General features: G+C 70.4%; 22 protein-coding genes. 11 read left to right on the top strand and 11 right to left on the bottom strand.

Annotated features, from left to right (window positions below):
- On the top strand, positions 1-1143 hold the full coding sequence (locus tag LI336_RS16480; protein WP_227134240.1) for a Gfo/Idh/MocA family protein: 1143 nt from the start codon (positions 1-3) through the stop codon (positions 1141-1143).
- A gap of 273 nt (positions 1144-1416) precedes the next feature.
- Here LI336_RS16480 and LI336_RS16475 read toward each other — a convergent pair whose 3' ends face one another.
- Positions 1417-1881 (bottom strand): DUF1440 domain-containing protein, encoded by a 465-nt coding sequence (locus tag LI336_RS16475; protein WP_227134239.1) that lies wholly within the window; start codon positions 1879-1881, stop codon positions 1417-1419.
- Between the two features lie 170 nt (positions 1882-2051).
- On the opposite strand from LI336_RS16475, the gene LI336_RS16470 reads away from it, so the two are divergent.
- Both LI336_RS16470 and LI336_RS16465 read left to right on the top strand, forming a co-directional pair.
- Positions 2052-2306 carry a DUF8001 family protein gene (locus LI336_RS16470; protein WP_227134238.1) on the top strand — a complete coding sequence of 85 codons (255 nt, stop codon included), beginning with the start codon at positions 2052-2054 and terminating at the stop codon, positions 2304-2306.
- A 71-nt stretch (positions 2307-2377) separates the two neighbouring features.
- On the top strand, positions 2378-2752 hold the full coding sequence (locus LI336_RS16465) for a helix-turn-helix domain-containing protein (protein WP_227134237.1): 375 nt from the start codon (positions 2378-2380) through the stop codon (positions 2750-2752).
- A 106-nt stretch (positions 2753-2858) separates the two neighbouring features.
- On the opposite strand, the gene LI336_RS16460 is transcribed toward LI336_RS16465, so the two are convergent.
- Positions 2859-4169 carry an outer membrane protein assembly factor BamB family protein gene (locus LI336_RS16460; RefSeq protein ID WP_227134236.1) on the bottom strand — a complete coding sequence of 437 codons (1311 nt, stop codon included), beginning with the start codon at positions 4167-4169 and terminating at the stop codon, positions 2859-2861.
- Positions 4170-4304: 135 nt separating this feature from the next.
- On the opposite strand from LI336_RS16460, the gene thrC reads away from it, so the two are divergent.
- The gene (gene thrC, locus LI336_RS16455) at positions 4305-5564 is read left to right on the top strand and encodes a threonine synthase (protein ID WP_227134235.1); all 1260 of its coding nucleotides are present in this window, start codon (positions 4305-4307) and stop codon (positions 5562-5564) included.
- A gap of 225 nt (positions 5565-5789) precedes the next feature.
- On the top strand, positions 5790-6161 hold the full coding sequence (locus LI336_RS16450; RefSeq protein ID WP_227134234.1) for a hypothetical protein: 372 nt from the start codon (positions 5790-5792) through the stop codon (positions 6159-6161).
- Between the two features lie 62 nt (positions 6162-6223).
- Here LI336_RS16450 and serA read toward each other — a convergent pair whose 3' ends face one another.
- Positions 6224-7813, bottom strand: coding sequence for a phosphoglycerate dehydrogenase (gene serA / locus LI336_RS16445; RefSeq protein WP_227134233.1), 1590 nt, complete (start codon positions 7811-7813; stop codon positions 6224-6226).
- A 59-nt stretch (positions 7814-7872) separates the two neighbouring features.
- Here serA and LI336_RS16440 point away from each other — a divergent pair, with 59 nt between their 5' ends.
- Positions 7873-8118 carry a hypothetical protein gene (locus tag LI336_RS16440; RefSeq protein ID WP_227134232.1) on the top strand — a complete coding sequence of 82 codons (246 nt, stop codon included), beginning with the start codon at positions 7873-7875 and terminating at the stop codon, positions 8116-8118.
- 24 nt (positions 8119-8142) lie between these two features.
- The gene (locus LI336_RS16435; protein ID WP_227134231.1) at positions 8143-8796 is read left to right on the top strand and encodes a DUF7504 family protein; all 654 of its coding nucleotides are present in this window, start codon (positions 8143-8145) and stop codon (positions 8794-8796) included.
- A 69-nt stretch (positions 8797-8865) separates the two neighbouring features.
- Here the strand turns inward: LI336_RS16435 and LI336_RS16430 are convergent, their stop codons facing one another.
- Together LI336_RS16430 and LI336_RS16425 are read right to left on the bottom strand one after the other, a co-directional pair.
- A complete protein-coding gene (locus LI336_RS16430; protein WP_227134230.1) occupies positions 8866-9081 on the bottom strand; it encodes a YgaP family membrane protein in 216 nt (71 codons plus the stop codon).
- Positions 9082-9209: 128 nt separating this feature from the next.
- Positions 9210-9611 carry a DUF7522 family protein gene (locus LI336_RS16425; RefSeq protein WP_227134229.1) on the bottom strand — a complete coding sequence of 134 codons (402 nt, stop codon included), beginning with the start codon at positions 9609-9611 and terminating at the stop codon, positions 9210-9212.
- Between the two features lie 157 nt (positions 9612-9768).
- Here LI336_RS16425 and serB point away from each other — a divergent pair, with 157 nt between their 5' ends.
- Positions 9769-10404, top strand: a complete 636-nt coding sequence (gene serB / locus LI336_RS16420; protein WP_227134228.1) for a phosphoserine phosphatase SerB — start codon at positions 9769-9771, stop codon at positions 10402-10404.
- Positions 10405-10433: 29 nt separating this feature from the next.
- On the opposite strand, the gene LI336_RS16415 is transcribed toward serB, so the two are convergent.
- The 4 genes from LI336_RS16415 to LI336_RS16400 form a co-directional block, all read right to left on the bottom strand.
- On the bottom strand, positions 10434-11534 hold the full coding sequence (locus LI336_RS16415; RefSeq protein ID WP_227134227.1) for a beta propeller repeat protein: 1101 nt from the start codon (positions 11532-11534) through the stop codon (positions 10434-10436).
- A gap of 90 nt (positions 11535-11624) precedes the next feature.
- Positions 11625-12032 (bottom strand): hypothetical protein, encoded by a 408-nt coding sequence (locus LI336_RS16410; RefSeq protein WP_227134226.1) that lies wholly within the window; start codon positions 12030-12032, stop codon positions 11625-11627.
- Between the two features lie 42 nt (positions 12033-12074).
- Positions 12075-13388 carry a homoserine O-acetyltransferase MetX gene (gene metX / locus LI336_RS16405; protein WP_227134225.1) on the bottom strand — a complete coding sequence of 438 codons (1314 nt, stop codon included), beginning with the start codon at positions 13386-13388 and terminating at the stop codon, positions 12075-12077.
- On the bottom strand, positions 13385-14836 hold the full coding sequence (locus LI336_RS16400; protein WP_227134224.1) for an O-acetylhomoserine aminocarboxypropyltransferase/cysteine synthase family protein: 1452 nt from the start codon (positions 14834-14836) through the stop codon (positions 13385-13387). Before LI336_RS16400 ends, metX begins: the two co-directional genes overlap by 4 nt.
- A gap of 139 nt (positions 14837-14975) precedes the next feature.
- Between LI336_RS16400 and LI336_RS16395 the strand changes: the two genes are divergently transcribed.
- Together LI336_RS16395 and LI336_RS16390 are read left to right on the top strand one after the other, a co-directional pair.
- Positions 14976-15314, top strand: a complete 339-nt coding sequence (locus LI336_RS16395; protein ID WP_227134223.1) for a hypothetical protein — start codon at positions 14976-14978, stop codon at positions 15312-15314.
- Positions 15311-15457: a hypothetical protein gene (locus LI336_RS16390; protein ID WP_227134222.1), complete on the top strand. Its 147-nt coding sequence runs from the start codon at positions 15311-15313 to the stop codon at positions 15455-15457. Before LI336_RS16395 ends, LI336_RS16390 begins: the two co-directional genes overlap by 4 nt.
- 219 nt (positions 15458-15676) lie before the next feature.
- Here the strand turns inward: LI336_RS16390 and LI336_RS16385 are convergent, their stop codons facing one another.
- Entirely contained in the window at positions 15677-17128 is a 1452-nt protein-coding gene (locus tag LI336_RS16385; protein WP_227134221.1) for an aldehyde dehydrogenase family protein, read from the bottom strand.
- Positions 17129-17338: 210 nt separating this feature from the next.
- Here LI336_RS16385 and LI336_RS16380 point away from each other — a divergent pair, with 210 nt between their 5' ends.
- Complete coding sequence (locus LI336_RS16380; RefSeq protein ID WP_227134220.1) at positions 17339-18037, top strand: hypothetical protein; 699 nt, start codon at positions 17339-17341, stop codon at positions 18035-18037.
- A gap of 112 nt (positions 18038-18149) precedes the next feature.
- Here the strand turns inward: LI336_RS16380 and LI336_RS16375 are convergent, their stop codons facing one another.
- Positions 18150-19010, bottom strand: coding sequence for a sulfurtransferase (locus LI336_RS16375; RefSeq protein ID WP_227134219.1), 861 nt, complete (start codon positions 19008-19010; stop codon positions 18150-18152).
- Positions 19011-19114: the final 104 nt, after the last annotated feature.

The following is a 19114-nucleotide window of genomic DNA, read 5'->3' as shown; positions in this document are numbered from 1 at the left end:
ATGGCCGAGGACCCACTCAGCGTCGGCTTCCTCGGCTACCGGTTCATGGGGAAGGCGCACGCGAACGCGCTCGCCAGGCTCCCGATGTTCTTCCCGGACGCCCCCGCGGTCGAACGGGACGTCCTCGTCGGCACCGACGAGGCCGCACTCGCCGACGCGACGGAGCGCCTCGGGTTCGCGCGGTACGCGACCGACTGGCGCGACGTCGTCGACGACGTCGACGTCTTCTACAACCTCGGCCCGAACTTCCTGCACGTCGACCCGACGATAGCGGCCCTCTCGGCGGACACGCACGTGCTCTGCGAGAAGCCGCTCGCGCCGACGCTCGACGGCGCAGGCGAACTACGCGACGCCGCCGCCGAGAGCGACGCCGTCGCGGCGTGCGCGTTCAACTACCGGTTCGTGCCCGCCATCCAGTACGCTCGCGACCTGATCGCCGACGGCGAACTCGGCGATATACGGCAGGTGCGCGGGTCGTACCTCCAGGACTGGCTCGTCGACGAGGACGCCCCCTGGAGCTGGCGGAACGACGCCGAACTCGCCGGGAGCGGCGCGCTCGGCGACCTCGGCGCGCACACCGTCGACCTCGCGGACTACCTGGTCGGCGACCGCGTCGGCGACGTCGAGCGCGTCAGCGGCCACCTGCGGACGTTCGTCGACGAGCGCCCCGTCGAGGGCGGCGACGAGACGAAGCCGGTGACCGTGGACGACGCCTACAGCGCGCAGGTCGAGTACGCGTCGGGCGCGATGGGGACGTTCGAGGCGTCGCGGATGACGGCCGGACACAAGAACGACCACTCCATCGCGGTCCACGGGACCGACGGGAGCCTCCGGTTCTCCCTCGAACGGTTGAACGAGCTCGAGGTCCACACCGGGGATTCCCGGGGGTACGAGACGGTGCTCGTCACCGACGAATCCGACCCGTACGGCGACGTCTGGTGGCCGCCCGGGCACGTCGTCGGCTGGGAGCACACGTTCGTCCACGAGAACGCCGCGTTCCTCTCGCAGGTCGCCGCCAGCGAGCGCGGCGACGCCGCCGAGACGGACGTGCCGTCGTTCGCCGACGCGTACGACGTCCAGCGCGTGCTGGACGCCGTCGTGGCGAGCGACGAGCGCGGCGAGTGGATTCACCTCGACGAGTAGCATCACCGAGCACCCCGGTGACGGGCCGTGATTCCCGATGCGGTGATGGGCCGTGATTCCCGATGACTGGTTCGCCCACGCGTGACCCGGGCGGCCACGAGGGATGCCTGTCACGCCACCTGCCACTTGCCCCGACTGTCACCCGGGGCGGTACGCACGCGGTCTCTGTGAACGCGGCCACCGGCGTCACCTCGGTGGCCGCACTTCTCTCTCCGCCGAGCGCGCTCAGCGAACGCGGCGCATCGGCCGGAAGCCGCCGCCGAGTCGTTCTCGTCAGTCCAGCACCGCGAACGCGCCGCCGAGCACGACGCCGTAGACGACGTGCCCGACGAGGCTCTTGGGGCTGACGTTCGGGACGGCGGGCGCGGGCCCGAACCCGACGGTCTGGAGCCACACCGGCATCACGAGGACCGCGAGCACGACCCAGAGCGCGACGCCGAACGCGAGCCCGACGCCGACGGTCTTCGCCGTCGACCACTCGCCCCCGCCGACCGCGCCGAGGACCGCGGCGAACGCGACGCCGAGGACGGCGCCGTGAGAGACGTGCACCACCCAGCCCGCGAGCCCGCCGGAGAGTCCGTACATCGCCGGGATCGCCGCCTCGATGACGGGCGTCAGCTGTGTCGTCAGCATGACGCCCATGACGACGCCGGCGAGGGTGCCAGCGAGCGTCCCTGCCTGCCAGTCCGCGAGGTCGAAGCCTGTACTCGTCTCCGTCGAGGAAACCGTCTCTGACATGTGCATCCAGAGCGACGGAGCCGGTTGGAAAGACGGTACGCCGGCGCTGTACGCGCGCCGCAGCGCCACGCAAGAGCTAAGTGGACGCCGAGGCCGGTCGTCGAATCCGGTCGCCGACGGCCAGTGCGTATCCGAAACGCCGATACGGGGGGCGCACGCACACGTAGACGATGGAACCCCTCCGCGCGAACGCCGGTGAACTCGACGTCGAAGAGATACTGAGTGCGCTCGCGGACGGGCGCCGCGTCGTCATCGTCACCGAGCTCCTCGGGAGCGAGCACGAGGTGACGCTCCGCCACGACGGGTCGACGTTCTACTGCGACACGCCGACGACGCTCCACAAGCACGGGACCGAAGCGGAGATGCGCGAATGCATCGACAACCAGGGGTACGCGCGCGACACCACCGCCGACGCCGAGGACTGACGGCGCTCTCTCGCCCGACGTCGGCGCACGCCGGAGGTACGTTTTTGACCGACGGCGACGGAATACGGGGTATGACAGACCAGTCACCGGACCTCGGCGACCTCCTGGAGCAACCGGACCCGTCGTTCCAGAACGTCCTGAGTTGCGTGTTCGGCATCCAGGACCACGAGGTCAGGACGTACGTCGCGCTCCTCGACAACCCCGGGAGTACCGTCGAGGAGCTCGCCGGACAGATGGAGCGCGACCGCTCGAACGTCAACCGGTCGCTGTCGACGCTCCTCGAGAACGGGCTCGCCGACCGGAACCGCCGCTTGCTCGACGCCGGCGGCTACGTCTACCAGTACACCGCCACCGAACTCCCCGAAGCGAAGGAACTCCTGCACGACGCGCTCGACGAATGGACCGAGACCGTCCACGGCGTCATCGACGAGTTCGACGGTAACTGACTCACCTAGCGTTCGGCCGCCGCCAGGCGGCCGTTTCTATTCGTTCTTGGTCAGCGTTCGAGTGTGTCCTGGCTACGTGTCGGTGGGGTGTTCGAGTGCGTCGTGGCTAGGTCTCGGTGTTGTGTTCGAACGCGTAGAGGCCGGCGGGGCCCACGGCGAACAGGTTGCCGGACGCGACGACTGGTGTGGCGTAGGTGCCGGTGTGTGGTTGGGTGTAGGTCCAGCGTTTGCGGTCGGGGGCGAGGAGGCCGTCAGCGTCGCGGCGGTAGGCGACGGGGTGGTCGGCGTCGACGACGACGGTGTCGTCGGTGACGACGGGGGCGGCGGTTCCGGTGTCGCCGCGCGAGAGAGGTATCGTCCAGTTGCTCTCGCCTGTCGTGCCGTCGAGTTCGTAGAGGTCGGTCGTGGCGACGTAGACGTCGGTGCCGTCGGTTGCTGGGGCGGCGAGCGACTGGAGGTCGCGTCGCCAGCGGACGTCGCCGAAGCGGTCGACGGCGACGACGCCCTGCCAGCCGGTCTGGACGACGCCGCCGTTGTCGAGGACGGGGGCGGCGTAGGGCGTGGCGGCGTGGACGCGCCAGCGTTCGTCGCCGGTTCCCGGTTCGAGTTTGACGAGCGCGTTCCGGTCGGGGACGTACACGCCGGCGTTCTCGACGGCGGGCGCGACCTGCGTCGCGAACGTGCCGGAGAGGTTGTACTCGTCGTACCTGAGCGGGTCGAGTGGCGTCCGCCAGCGTTCGCTCCCGTCGGGCCCGAGTCGGACGCACGCGCTCGCGCTCCGGACGTAGAGGTCGCCACCGTGGACGGTGACGCCGTACGCGCGGTCGTCGCCGACGCGAACGCGCCACTGCTCGAACCCGGTCTCGTAGTCGTACGCGGTGACGAACGCGGGCGCCGGGTCCGGGCCGTCGCTCCGCGGGACGACTCGCTTGGGGACGTAGAGCAGGCCCTCGTCGGGGTCGAGCGCGGGCGCACCCGAGGCGACGACGCGGTCCTCGCCGGGTCGCTGCCACGCTTCGACGCCGTTCGCCTGGACCGCGAGCACGCGCTCGCCGGTCGCGAGGTACGCGGTATCGTCGTGGACGACCGGCGGCGCGTACGGCCAGTTCGCGTCCGCGAGCACGTCGTGGTCGGTCGGCTCCGGAGCACCGCCAGCGACGCGGTTCTGGTTCCCGGGCGCGTTCCCGAACGAGTGCCAGTCGCCGTCGGCGAACGCCGACGGCGTGGTGCCGCCACCGAGCGCGCTGCAGCCGGCGAGCGCGCCAGCGACGGCGGTGCCGGCGGTCGCGAGGACCGCACGTCGGGAGCGGCCGCTGGCGTCGCGGCCACCGCAGCCACCGCAGCCGTCGCGGCTGTCGCGGCCATCGCGGCCGTCGCGGCCATCGCGGCCGTCGCTCGGCGTGGAGGGCGGGGTCACGGTCGCGTGTGCGACCAACGACGGCAAGTATCTTGTGTGGCCGTCCGCGCCGCGGTCGCTCCTCGGGCGTGTGGGTGCGGCAACGTCTGGGTGTACCCCGCGGACTTTTGCGTGCGCGGGGCTTTCGCCCCGACAATGGATTCGCTTTCACTTGACGCGCCAGCGCCGGACGCGCCGGACGTGGCGGACGACGGCGTGTGGCTCGCGTGCATCGAGTGCGGTGACGTGTACGCGCCGTTCGACGACGTCCGGTACACGTGCGATTGCGATGGACTGCTCGAAGCCAGGTACGCCGACCTGCCGACGTTCGACGACTTCGAGGGGCGTGGCGTGTGGCGGTACGCGGCTGCGTTGCCGTTCGACGTGGGCGTGACGCTCCCGGAGGGCGACACGCCCCTGCATCGCGTCCCGGACCTGGAGGACGAACTCGGCGTCGAGGCGCTCCGCGTCAAACACGAGGGGATGAACCCGACGGGGGCGTTCAAGGACCGCGGGATGACCGTCGGCGTTCGCGTCGCCCAGGAACTCGGCGTCGGGCGGCTGGCGTGCGCGAGCACGGGGAACACGAGCGCGGCGCTGTCGGCGTACGGCGCTCGTGCGAACATGGAGACGCTCGTCCTCCTGCCGGCGGGGAAGGTCGCGGCGGGGAAGGTCGCGCAGGCGAGCCTCCACGGCGCGCGCATCCTCGAAGTTGATGGGAACTTCGACACGTGCCTGGACATCGTCCAGGACCTCGCAATGGCGGGCGACGCCTACTTGCTGAACTCGCTGAATCCCTTCCGGCTCGAGGGCCAGAAGACGATCGGGCTGGAGATACTGGAGCGGTTCATGGAGGATTACGGCGCGTTCCCGGACCGCATCGTGCTCCCGGTGGGGAACGCGGGGAACACGGCGGCGTTGTACAAGTGCTTCCGCGAGCTCGTGCAGTCGGGGGCGCTCGAGAAGAGCGAGGTGCCGACGTTGACGGGCGTGCAAGCTGAGGGGGCGGCACCGATGGTGGAGGCGGTGCAGGAGGGGAACGACGAGGTGCGTCGCTGGGACGACGTGGAGACGCGCGCGACCGCGATCCGTATCGGGAATCCGGTGAACGCGCCGAAGGCGCTCCCCGGTATCCGCGAGACGGGCGGGACGGCGGTCGCCGTCTCGGACGACGAGATCACGCGAGCGCAACGCGACCTCGCCGGCGAGGGCGTGGGCGTCGAGCCCGCGAGCGCGGCGAGTCTCGCGGGGGCGCGAAAGCTCCGCGACGAGGGCGTCATCGAGGCCGGTGAGCGCGTCGCGCTCCTGACGACCGGGCACCTCCTGAAGGACCCCGACGCGGCCGCGGCCGCCGGCGGCGACACCGAGCAGGTCCCGGGGACGACCGAAGGTGTTCGAGAGCATCTCGCGGACTGACCGAGCATACGGCGCCCCCTCGGGCGCCGTTTCGGGTGCGGTTGCGGACTGACCGAGCGTACGGCGACCTCCAGGTCGCCGTTTCGAGTGTGGGTGTCGGTGTTTTGGGTTGGTTCTCGGTTCGTGAGTTGTTGGGGGTGGTGAGGGGTTGTGGGTGGCGTCTGACGCTCGTATTCCGTCGGTCTGACGGGGTTTGACGTGTCCTGCCGAGAAGTATGCTAGTCCATGTCAACCGACCCCGCGTTCACCGTCGAATGGACGGTGCCGACCGAGGACGACGGGTTGGGTGATGGTGCGCCGACTTCGCGCCCCCGACCCCCGAGTAGCGACTCCGATGCTGCCACCATCACTACCTCGACAGAGCCCGACAGCGAGCCGTTGAGTGGCCGGGACCCGGCGAACCTGCCGCCGGCGCCCGTGCTCGCCGCGCGCGTCGACCATCTGCGTTCGGACCGCGACGCCGCGGAGCGACAGGTCGAGGCCGTCCGCGAGCGCTACGAGACGATACTCGCTGACCGGAACGCGACCATCAGGGACCTGCGCGAACGGGAGTCGCTGCTCGAGTCGCTCGTTCGGCGCTTCCGGAACGCGTTCTGACTCGACCCGTCGGTCACACACGTCGCCACGTCGAGAGAAACAGGCCGTGAACGCGGGTGGCGTTACTCGTCGGCGCCGTTGAGTCTGATGACGGTGACGTCCGTGATGCGGTCGTCGGCGACGAGTTCCTCGCGGGCTTCGTCGGAGATCTCGCCGTCGACGTTGTACACGGTCAGCGCTTCCCCGCCGATGGTCTGGCGGGCGTTGAACATCCCGGCGATGTTCACGTCGTACTTCCCCATGACCGAGCCGATGAGGCCGATGACGCCCGGTTCGTCGGCGTTCCGTGCGACGACCATCTTCCCGTGGGGGATGGCGTCGACGCGGAACCCGTCGATGCGGACGATGCGCGGGTCGTCGCCGTGGAAGAGCGTTCCGCACACGGAGAGTTCCTCGTCGCCGTCGCCGACCGTGACGGTGACGAGGCTCTGGAAGTCCTCGCTACTGCGGCTCTTCGATTCGGTGACCTCGACGCCGCGTTCCTCAGCGATACGCGGCGCGTTCACCGAGTTCACCTGCCACTCCAGCGGTTCGAACACGCCCTTCAGGACGCTCGCGGTGACGAGGTCGACGTCCTCCTCGGCGATGTCGCCCTCGTAGCTGACCTCGACGGACTCGATGCGCTTCCCGAACAGTTGCGCGGCGACCTTCCCCGACGTCTCGCCGAGGTCGATGTACGGTTCGACGCGCGGGAACGCCGCCTCGTCCATCGACGGCGCGTTCAGCGCGTTCATCACGGGCTCGCCCGCGAACGCCGCGACTACTTGATTCGCGGTCGAGACCGCGACGTTCTCCTGGGCGGCCTCCGTGCTCGCCCCGAGGTGGGGCGTCACGACGACGTCGTCAACGTCGAGCAGTGGATTGTCGGGACTCACGGGCTCCTCCGCGAACACGTCCACCGCGGCGCCGGCGAGCACGCCGTCCTCGACGGCTTCGGCGAGCGCGTCCTCGTCGACGACGCCGCCGCGAGCGCAGTTCACGACGTACCCGCCTTCGAGCTGCGCGAGCTCCTCGTCGCTGATCATGTTCTCCGTCTCGTCCGTCAGCGGGACGTGGACGGTGAGGAAGTCCGCGCGGTCGAGGCAGTCGTCGAGGTCGACGAGTTCCGCGCCGAGTTGCTCGGCGCGCTCCTCGCTGATGTAGGGGTCGAACGCGACGAGGTTCATCCCGAGCGAGTGGCACTTCTTCGCGACCTCCTGGCCGACGCGACCGAGGCCGACGACGCCGAGGGTCTTCCCGTTGACCTCGGTGCCGAGGAAGTCGCCTTTCGCCCATTCGCCGTCCCGGAGTCGCGTGTGGGCTTGCGGGATGGAGCGTGCGGCGGCGAACGCCATCGCGACCGTGTGCTCGCTGGCGGCGCGAACGTTCCCTTCGGGGGCGTTCGCGACGACGACGCCGTGCTCGGTCGCCGCGTCGATATCGATGTTGTCCACGCCGATGCCGGCGCGGCCGACGATGACGAGTTCCGGCGCGGCCTCGAACACCGCCTCCGTCACCTCGGTTCCCGAGCGAACGATGAGTCCGTTCGCGTCGTCGACCGCGGAGAGGAGCGCGTCCCCTTCGACGTCGTAGGCGGTCTCGACTTCGTGGCCCGCCTCTCTGAGGCGTTCGATACCCGCGTCGGCGATGGGGTCCGTCACCAGGACCTTCATACGCGAGTCCATCAGCCCACGACCCATAACGCTTCCTTTACCATGGAGGGCGGCGAGAATTGCCGTCGGTCGGAACCGCCGGACTGCTGTCCGGCGCTCGCGGTTGCGACGTCGACGCCGCCGCGACCGCGGGACTCGCCGCGCTCGCGTATCGCTGGCCGCCACTGCACGAGCCCGGCGACGTCCGGCGACAGACCGCGACCATCGCGTGCACGTTCTGCGGAGCGGTCAGCGTCGCCACGGGGGCGCTCGCCGCCCGCGTCGAACGAGCGGTCCGCGAGCCCGCCGGACCCGCGCTTTCTTGACGGGCGCGCTCCAACCGGCGGGCAATGACGAACTTGGCGCCGGACCTCGACACGGGGGCGGTCCGGGACGGGTCGAACGTCCTCGTCGTCGGCCCGCCGATGACGGGCAAGCGCGAGTTGCTCTACGAGGTGCTGGCGGCCGACCGTGGGGGCGACCGGGCGACGGCGTTCGTGACGACGCGGAAGAACGCGGAGACCGTCGAGCGCGAGTACCGCGACGTCCACCCCGACGTCGCCACGCTCGCGATCGTCGACTGCGTCACGCGCCAGCGCGGCTTCGGGCGGAACGACGAGTCGCCGAACCGCCGGCTCGTGTCGAGCGCGGGCGACCTCACCGGTATCGGTATCGGCCTCACCGATTTCATGCGTCGGTTCCACGAGGCCGACGACTTGTCGGGGGCGAGCGTCGGGATGCACACGCTCTCGACGCTCCTGATGTACGCGGACATCCGCCGCGTCTACCAGTTCCTGCACGTCCTCACCGGTCGCGTCGAGAGTTCGGGGTTCCTCGGCGGGTTCGTCCTCGACACGCCCGTGCCACAGGACTCGCTGGGCATCATCAAGCAGCCGTTCGACGGCGTCGTCGAGGTGCGCGAGGTCGAGGAGACGGGCGCTCGCGAGTACCGCGTCCGCGGCCTCCCGGGCGACGCCGGGCCGCGAGCGTGGACCGCGTTCTGACCGCTACGGGGCCTGACCGCTGCGACGCCGGGCGCCTCGACCGCGTTCGTCTGCGAGTGCGGGCGGCCGCTACTGCGTGGTGTCGACGCCGAGCAGCGAGTAGAGCGCGCACGTGTTCGTCGCGCCCGTGATGAGGAGTATCAGCGAGAGCGCGCCGAGGACCGGCGAGAGTATCGCGGGTGCACCGGCGATGGCGTCGCCGAGGATGGCGAGCGAGACGATGCCGAGGATGCCTCCGAGTGCGACGCGACCGATGCCGTCCGACCGACCGACGTTCTGCTTCATACCCGACAGTATGGTATCAGGTCACAAGAGTGGTGGGGCGATTCCGAGCGCGTGAGAACGGCGGTCGCGACCGCACGCCGCTGCGGCGAGCACCTGCCGTGGTCGTCTGCCGCTGGGGCTGGGGCGGATCAGTCGTCGACGTCGAGGTAGTGCAGGGTCGTGTCGACGAGCGGCGACTCGTCGCGGTCGAAGACGATGACGATGCCGCTCCATTCCTCGTCGGGGAACACGGCGACGATGACCTCGTCGAAGAACCGCACCGTCGAGTTCAGTTCGCCGAAGTCGTAGAGCGCCTGCTCCTGGGGTGGGTCACCGAGCGCCTTCATCAGGAGCGTCTTCACGCGCTCCTCGAGTTCGGCGTCGGTGTACTGCGCGTCGACGTCGTCGCTGACGTGCACGATGTCGTGCGTCTCGCCCTCGTACCGGAACGCCAGCCGGAGGGAGGCGTCGACGTTCTCGTGGAGTTCCTCGACGAGCCCGCGCAGGTTCGTGTCCTCGACGGCCTCGATGGCCTCGTCCGCTTCGTCCATGCCCGCCGGTTCGAACCACGGCGGCTTAATGGTGTGTGCAGGTTCGGCCGTCGAGGGACGACCGCGGCGAGCGTCCCCCGCCCGCCGAGCGCTTCCGGCGCGGCGAGTTCGACCGGGACCCGGTGCCTACTTGACGCCGCCTCGCAGAGTCGTGGGTATGACGCTGGTCGCGTTCGACTTCGACGGCACCCTCTCTGACTCCGAGATGACCGTCCTGCTCGGCGAGGAGTACGGGGTAGCCGAGAAGATGGCCGACATCACGCATCGCGCGATGAACGACGAGCTCGGGTACGCGGAGAGTTTGCGGCAGCGCGCCGGGCTCCTCGACGGGTTGAGCGAGGAGGCGGCGGAGCGCGCGTGGGGGAACGTCCGCCTGCGCGAGGGCGCCGCCGACGTCATCCAGGCGCTCCGGGACGCTGACGTGACGGTCGCGATCTTCACGGGCGGGTTCGAGAAGGGCGTCGCCGCGGCGCTCGAACGCGAGGGCGTGGACGTGGACGCCATCGTCTCGAACCGCCTACCGGTCGAGGACGGGGCGCTCACGGGTGGCGTCGAGGGGAGCCTCATCGAGGGGACGAAGGACGACGCGCTCCGCGACTACGCGAGCGAGCACGAGGTCGACCTCGCGGACACCGTCGCGGTCGGCGACGGCGCGAACGACCTCCCGATGCTCGAGGTGGCGGGGCTCGCGGTCGGATTCGAGCCGAAACCGAACGTCGAACCGACCTGCGACGTCACGGTCTCCTCGATGGAAGAACTCCGCGACGTCCTCGAAGCCGAAGGCGTGCTCTGAATCGGGGCCGCTTCACCGTCGAACGACCTTCACTCTGCGAGCCACGCCAGCGGCGTGTACGTCCCGCTCCTGGCGTCGGTCGGGAAGGCCCCGACCGTGGTCCACTCGCCGGTGGCGGTCTCCCGGAGGAGCGACCCGCGGTGCGTCCCGGCGAAGCGCACGTCAGCGTCGTCGACATCAGCGGTCTCGTTGGCGTCGTCGGCGTCGTCGGCGTCGACGACGGTGATGCCAGTGACGACCTCGTCGGGAGTGTCGTACTCGAGTTCGCGGAGCCCGTCGTCGGGCGTGTACGCGAAGAACCCGGCGGTGACGTCGGGGTCGTCCCAGTTCCCGCTGCTCGAGGTCGCGGCGGCGGCGTACGTCACCCCGTCGTTGTGGCGGACGGTGCGGAAGTACCCCTGCTCGACGTCCTCGTCGAGTCGCGTCCACGACGCGCCGGCGTCGGTCGTCTCGAACAGCCCGAACCCGGTCGCGGCGACCCACTGGCTGTCGTCGAGCACGGCGAGCTCGTGGACGTCGTCGTGAACGTCTCCCGGTCGCTTGCTCCAGTCGACGGCGTCGCCGGGCGCGTCCTCCGGCCGCGGGTCGGTGATGGGGCCGCGGCGCTCGGTCCACGTCTCGCCGCGGTCGGCGCTCGCGTGCACGCCACCGACCTCGACGGCCGCGACGACGCCGTCGGGGTCGCCGGGGAGCCCTTTCGCGTCGCGGACGTGCGCCAGGTCCTCGTGACGAGGGAGCCGCCAGTGCTCGCGCGACGGGAGCGCCTGGAAGCCCTCGCGTTCGCGCCAGTCGAGCGCGCTCGCGTCGAGGACGCTCGAGTCAGGGACGGTCGCGGTGTAGACCGCAGCGGGGCGCGTGCCCGCGTACAGCCGCCGACCATCGGCGCTCGCGCCGACCGCGTACACCGCCTCGCGAGGTACGCCCAGGTCGACCCACTCGTCGCCGTCGGGCGAGTGATGGAGCCCGGACGCGGTCGCCGCGAACAGTCCGTCGGGTCGTTCCGGGTCGTCGAACGAGCGGAGACGCATCGCGCTCCCGGCGTCGAGAACGCGCGTCGCCGCCGGTCGATGCTCGCGTTCGAGCGCGTCGCCGAATCGGTACACGCCGTCGTCGCTCCCGACGTAGAGCATACGCGAACGCACGACCACCGGGTCCTTGAGCGTTCCCGAGAACGATTTTTTGTAGTCGACGCGGCAGGTGCCGGCGTCGACCGACGACGGTCAGGCGTCGTCGACGACGGCGTCCCGGTAGCGTTCCGCGCGCTCGCTCGGCAGCAACATTCCGTCGGATTCCTCGACGAAGTCGACGACGCGCTCGGCGAGCGCCCCGGGAGACGTGTCGGGTCGTGCAGCGACGAGGTCGGCGACGAGCGCGACCTGGTCGTTCACGCGGTCGACGAGGTACCCGACGTCCTCGACGGTCTCGACGACGTCGACGTACGCGTCCGGGTCGGCCTCGGGGTCGAGCGTCGCCGCGTCGTCCGCGGCGTGGTCGTGGACCGCTTCGACGGCTTCGACGCCGCGTTCGGTCGCCGCCTGGAGGGCCGCGAGCAGGTCGTCGACCGGGGGTGCGTCCGGGTCGCCGTCCGCGACGCGCTGGAAGTCCACGACGAGGTCGCTCTCTGGCATGTCTGGGGGTTCGCGGCCGAGCGACAAGAGGGCGGCGGGTCCCTACGAGAACAGGCTGGTGTGGACGGGCGCGTGCCGGTCGTCGCCGTTGTCGCCGTTCTCGGTGTCGGAGACCGCGCGGCCGTCGACGCCGTCGGCGAGGAAGTCCCGCAGTGGCGGGCCGACGTGCTCGGGTTCGACGAGGAACGCGTCGTGGCCGTGGTCCGAGTCGACGACGTGGTGCGCGACCGGGACGTCCGCGTCGCGCGCGCTCGCCGCGAGCCCCTCGGCCTGCTCGACGGTGAAGTGCCAGTCGCCCGTGAACGACATCGCGAGGAGTTCCCCCTGGAACGCGGCGAGCGCGGCGGTGTCGTGCTCGTAGCCCGCGGCGAGGTCGTAGTCGTCCATCGCCCTGGTGAGGTAGAGGTAGCTGTTCGCGTCGAAGCGCCCGGTGAACGAGTCCGCGTTGTAGTCGAGGTAGGACTCGACCTCGCGGTAGGGGAAGAAGTCGCCGGCGGGGTCGCTCGGGAACCGGTCGCGCGCGTCGTTCCGGCCGGCCGCTCTGCGCCCGAACCGGTCGTCCATCGAGTCCTTCGAGAGGTACTGGAGGTGCCCGAGCTGGCGCGCGAGCGCCAGGCCGTCGTCGGGTTTCTCGTCCGCGTGATAGTAGTCGCCGTCGTTCCACGCCGGGTCGGTCGTGATCGCGCGGCGGGCGACCGCCTCCACGGCGAGTCCCTGCGCGTCCAGTCGCGGGGCGGTGGCGACCGCGCCGACGCGGTCGACGTCGTCCGGGTACCGCTTCGCCCAGTCGAGCGCGTTCATGCCGCCGACGCTCCCGCCGACGACCGCGTGCAGGCGTCCGACGCCGAGTTCGTCCAGGACCGCCCGCTGCGTGCGCGTCCAGTCGCCGACGGTCACCGGCGGGAACTCCGTCCCCCAGCGAGCGTCCGCTCGGTCGTCCTCGTCCTTCGCGACCGCGGGCTTCTCGCTCGCCGGGCCGTCGCTCCCGTAACAGGACCCGGGGACGTTCACGCACACGACGAAGTACTGCTTCGTGTCGATGGCCTTCCCAGGCCCGACGACGTCCCCCCACCAGGCGCGCGCCTGCCCCGCCGTGTTCGGCGCGCTCGCGCTCTCGTCGGCGTTCGCGTCGTCGCCTGCCTCGTCGCCGTCGGCCGCGTCGCTCCCGCCGCGCTGCCAGCCGTCCCGACCGCTTCGTCGTCGAGCGACGTGCGCGCTCCCCGTGAGCGCGTGCGTCACGAGGACCGCGTTCCCGCCGGTGAACTCGCCGTACGTCTCGTACGCGAGCGTCAGCTCGGGGACGGTCTCGCCGCACTGGAACTCGAACTCGTCCAGGGTGACGGTCTCGGTCGTCACGCGTCGTCACCTCCGCGCGCCCCACCGTCGGTGGCAGGGGTCGCGGCCGTGACGTCGTCGCTCGTCGCAGCGGCGATGGCCGCGTCGAGGTCCGCGAGCAGGTCCACGGGGTCCTCGATACCCACCGACAGCCGGACGAGGTCGGGCGTCACGCCCGCGTCCGCTTGCTCGTCGGGCGACAGCTGGGCGTGGGTCGTGCTCGCGGGGTGGATGACGAGCGTCTTCGCGTCCCCGATGTTCGCGAGGAAGGAGGCGAGGTCCACGGCCTCGCAGAAGCGCTTCCCCGCGGCGTATCCCTCGGGGCCGTCGGCGTCGTCGCTGCCCGACAGCCCGAACGCGATCATGCCGCCGTACCCGCCGTCGAGGTACTCGCTGGCGTTGTCGTGCGTCGGGTGGGAGTCGAGGCCGGGGTGGGTGACCCACGCGACGTCGTCGTGTCCCTGGAGGTACTCGGCGACGATGCGCGCGTTCTCGCAGTGCTTGTCCATCCGCAGTTCGAGCGTCTGGAGGCCCTGGAGGGTCTGCCAGGCGTCGAACGGCGACTGCTGGTCGCCGAGCGACCGCACGGACCGGTAGCGGACGGCGGCGGCGAGCGGAGCGTCGGGCGCGTACTCGCTGAAGTCCGTGTCGGGGTACGCGGGGTTCGGGCCCGCGACCTCGGGATAGTCGTGTGCGGCCCAGTCGAACGTGCCGGTGTCGACGACGACGCCGCCGACGGTCGTTCCCGACCCGTGCAGCCACTTCGTCGTGGACTCCCAGACGACGTCGACCCCGTGCTCGCCGGGTTTGCAGAGCGCGGGCGTGGCGAACGTGTTGTCGGCGATGAGCGGGACGCCGTGCTCGTGGGCGACGTCCGCGATGGCGTCGAAGTCGGGCGTGACGAGGCTGGGGTTGCCGACGGTCTCGACGTGCACGAACGCGGTGTCGTCGTCGATGGCGTCGCGGTAGGCGTCGACGTCGAGGGTGTCGACGAACTCGACGTCGATGCCGCGGCGCGAGGCGGTGCTCGCGAAGTACGTGGTCGTGCCGCCGTACGTGTCGTTCGAGCAGACGATTGTGTCGCCGGCTTCGGCGAGGACGAGCGTGAGCGCGTCGAGTGCGGCCATCCCGGAGGCGGTCGCGACCGCGGCCGGGGCGTCGTGGAGCGCGGCGATGGCGTCCTCGAGGCGCTCGACGGTCGGGTTCGAGATGCGCGAGTAGATGTGGCCGCGGTCGGCGAGCGCGTAGCGGTCGGCGGCGACGTCGGCGTCGGGGAACTCGTAGCTCGTGGTCTGGTGGAGGGGTGGGGCGCGCGCGCCGGTGGTGGGGTCGGCGGCCCCGTCGGCGTGGACGGCGCGCGTCCCGAACCGGGTTCCGCGGCGCGGGTCGCCGCCTGGTGTGGGTTCGCGGGCGTCTCCGCCGGCTGTGCCGGTCGCGTCGGCGTCGGCGTCCGCAGCGTCCTCTGTCATGTTTGGAAGTAATATGCCTCTACGAATCTATAACCAGCAGTTACGGCAAGTGTCGCCACGGCGTGCTAGCGCGCCACGCACGACCTCCCGGCGGCGTCCACCCAGAACGTACACCACGCTCGCGGCCCTCCGACGAAGCGTGACGCGCCTCGTCGCCCGCGCCGTCCGCGACTTCGTCACCGGCACCCCCGGCAGCCCGACGTACGCCGCCCTCGTCGCCGGCGTCCTCGTCGAAGCCGCGGCCGTCCCCGGCCTCGCCGCACTCGGGAGCGCCCTCGCCACCGGCCTCGCCGAACCGCCCGCCGTCGGCGCGATGCTCGCCGCCGGCCTCGCACCCCTCCTCGGCGGCCTCACCGTCGGCTACGGCATCGGCGACGGCCGCGCCGTCGACGCCCTCGGTCACCCCGCCACGTACGCCTACGCCATCCTCCCGCTGCTCGCACGCTGGCTCGTCCTCCTCTCCTCCTCGACCGCATGACCCCCGCCGGCAGCGTCCTCCTCGGCGACACCACCTACCTCGCCGGCGTCGTCACCCCCACCGCCATCGTCGGCGCCATCTGCGGCGCCGCCCTCTCCCCCACGCCCTCGACCACCGACCCCGACCGACCCAACCGTCGCTGACCACACCGCCTCCCAGTCGATTCAGCCGTCGCTGACCACACCGCCTCCCAGTCGATTCAGCCGTCGCTGACCACACCGCCTCCCAGTCGATTCAGCCGTCGCTGACCACACCGCCTCCCAGTCGATTCAGCCGTCGCTGACCACACCGCCTCCCAGTCGATTCAGCCGTCGCTGACCGGCGCGAAAACGAGAGAATCGAGGCCGCGACGACCGCCGCCGTCAGTAGAGGTTGACGTTGACGTTCTTGACCTGCGTGTACTCCTCAATCGCCTGCTCGCCCTGCTCGCGGCCGTACCCGGACTCCTTGTACCCGCCGAACGGCGTCTGCGGGAACGTCACCGGGTACTCGTTGATGGAGACCATCCCGTACTCGAGGCCCTCCGCGACGCGGTGCCCGCGCTTGATGTCGTTCGTCCAGATACCCGACATCAGGCCGTACGGCGAATCGTTCGCGACCTCCAGGGCCTCCTCCTCGTCCTCGACCTCGATGACAGAGAGGACCGGCCCGAAGATCTCGTCGCGCGCGATCGTCATGTCGTTCGTGACGTCCGTGAAGATCGTCGGCTCGATGAAGTACCCCGACTCCTTGTCGTCGGGAGCGCCACCGCCGACCGCGACCGTCGCACCCTCGGCCTTCCCGGTCTCGATGTAGTCGAGGACGTCCTCCTGATGGGACTTCGAGACCGCGGGCCCCATGCGGCCGTCGTCGTCGATACCCGAACCCAGGGGGTAGTCCTCGACCATCCCGACGAGCGTGTCGACGAGTTCGTCGTGGACGTCCTCGTGGGCGACGAGACGCGAGCCCGCCCAGCACATCTGCCCGCAGTTCATGAAGATACCGTTCCGGACGCCCTTCGCCGTCGCTTCGAGGTCGGCGTCGGGGAACACGAGGTGCGGGCCCTTCCCGCCGAGTTCGAGCGTGACGCCCGTGACGGTGTCGCTGGCCTCCTCCATGACCTTCTTCCCGATCTCCGTCGAGCCCGTGAACGCGACGTGCTCGACGTCTCCGTGACTCGCGAGATGCCCGCCGGCGCTACTGCCCGGGCCGGGGATGACGTTCATCACGCCGTCGGGGAACCCTGCTGCTTCGGCGGCCTTCCCGTAGTACAGCGCGGACAGCGGCGTGACGCTACTTGGCTTCAGGACGACCGTGTTCCCCGCCGCCAGTGCGGGTGCGAGCGACCGCCCGGCGAGCTGGAACGGGTAGTTCCACGGACTGATGTGCGCGGTGACGCCGAGGGGTTCGCGGCGCGTGTAGTTCAGGCGCGGGCCGTCGACCGGGATGGTACTCCCGGTTATCTTGTCGGTCCACCCGGCGTAGTACCGGAACGTGTCGATGACCATCCCGACGTCGATGCCGGCCTCGAACGGCGTCTTCCCGTTGTCGTGGGATTCGACGAGCGTGATCTCGTCCTTCATCTCCTCGAGGGCGTCCGCGAACGCGCGGAGCTTCTGGCCGCGCTCTGCCGGCCCCATCCGGCGCCACTCGCTGTCGCGTGCCGCTGCCGCGTCGGCGGCCGCGACCGCCGCGTCGACGTCCGCGGGCCCCGCGGACTCGACGGTCGCGTACACGTCCTCGGTCGCCGGGTCGACGGTCTCGATGGTATCGCCGCTCTCGGCTTCGGTCCACTCGCCGTTGACGTACAGCTGCGTGGGGCCTTCGTAGCTCATGTCTGGACGTTGTCGCGGACGCGAGATATGCGTACTGGTCCCGGTCGTCGAGCCACTACTCGGGTTCGAGTACATATCTCCGCGAACGAAGGCGGGTCGTCGTCGCCGTCGACCCACCCAGGTTTACGTCTCACGTAAACCCTTGCGGCGGCGGTGCGTTCCGTCGCGCCGAGCGGCCCGCGCCGAAACGCCTTTGCTCGCCCCGGCCGCGTGCAGTGCCATGACCATCGCGGGGAGTCCACCGTGACCGACCCGGTGTGTCCCGAGTGCGGCGAACCAGTCGGGTTGACGAGCACGTACTGCATGCACTGCGACGCCGAGTTCGACTCGCCGGCGAACGTCGGGACCGACGACGCGTCGACGACGGACGACTCGGTCGGCGCGAGCGAGGACGCGTCGGTCCCCGAGGGGAGCGTCACGCCCGACAGCGTCGGCGACTACGGCACCACCGGCCGCGCCGACGGCGCCGGCGCGACCGAGACCGCGAGCACGGGCACCGCGACCGGGAGCGCGGCCGACGCCGACGACGAGTCGGGGCTCGTCGGCCTGCTCTCCCGCGTCGGCGCCGTCGCGTTGACCGTCGTCGTCGGTCTCGTCGCCACGTTCGTCCTCGTCGTCGCGTTCGGCGAGACGCCCACGCTCTGGCTGCCCGTCGCCCTCGTCGGCCTGTTCGGCGTCCTCGTCGGTATCGTCGTCGTCGTCCGCCAGGACTCCGGTATCGACGCGCTCGCCGACGCGCTCTACGTCACCGCCGCCAGCCTCCTCGTCGTCCCCATCGCGTTCTTCCTCCTCGTCGCCACCGACACCCCGCTACTCACGCGCCTCATCGTCGCCCTCGTCTTCGGCCTCGGCGGCGGCATCTTCGCCATCCCCGTCTTCCTCGTCGGCTGGTGGCTCCAGCCCGACTGAGCGCACCGAGCGGTACTCGGAGTCGACTGCGAGAGGAGAGAGCGGTCGCGTGCTCGCCGCGCGCCGATTCGGTCGTCGCGCTCGCTACGACGCCGACAGCTCGATAGGCAGGTTACTCGCCGCTGCCGGTCTCGACGGGGGCGCCGACGAGGTTCCCCCACTCGGTCCACGAGCCGTCGTAGTTGATGGCGTCGTCGTACCCGAGGAGTTCGTGGAGCGCGAACCACGCGACCGACGAGCGCTCGCCGATGCGGCAGTACGCGACGGTCGTCGAGTCGCCGTCGATGCCCTCCTCGGCGTAGAGGTCGCGGATCTCGTCGTAGCTCTTGAACGTGCCGTCGTCGTTCGTGACCGCGGCCCACGAGATGTTGCGTGCGCCGGGGATGTGGCCGCCGCGCTGCGCGGTCTCCTGGAGGCCCGGCGGGGCGAGGATCTCGCCGGAGAACTCCTCGGGCGAGCGCACGTCGACGAGCGGGATCTCGCGCTCGATGGCGTTCTCGACGTCCTCGCGGTACGCGCGGATGGATTCGCGCGGGCCGCTCGCGGTGTACGTCGTCTCGGAGAACGCGGGCGCCTCCTCGGTGAGCGGGTAGTCGTTCTCGAGCCAGTAGTCGCGGCCGCCGTCGAGGAGGCGGACGTCGTCGTGGCCGTAGTACTTGAACTGCCAGTACGCGTACGCCGCGAACCAGTTCGAGTTGTCGCCGTAGAGGACGACGGTGTCGTCCTCGCTGATGCCGTGACTTCCCAGGAGTTCCTCGAAGTCGTCCTTGCTGAGGATGTCGCGCGTGGTCTGGTCCTGGAGCTGTGTCTCCCAGTTGAACGCGATGGCGCCGGGGGCGTGGCCCTCGTCGTAGGCTTCGGTGTCGACGTCGACCTCCACGAGTCGGTGGTCGGAGTCGTCGGATTGGAACGCGTCGAGGTTGTCCTCGACCCAGTCGGCGGTGACGAGGACGTCGTTTGCGTAATCGGTCATGCAAGTTCTACATAGGTTGCCTTGCATATATCCAGTCGTCCCCCGGCAGTCGTATCCTGTCGTGGAGGGTAGCGGAACATATTGCCGGTTGCGGCGGGGGTCGT

It is taken from the genome of Halorubellus salinus (genome assembly GCF_020567525.1).
GTDB lineage: Archaea > Halobacteriota > Halobacteria > Halobacteriales > Natrialbaceae > Halorubellus > Halorubellus salinus.
The sequence above is the reverse complement of the archived record's forward strand: the minus strand, read 5'-3'. Positions and strand labels throughout refer to the sequence as shown.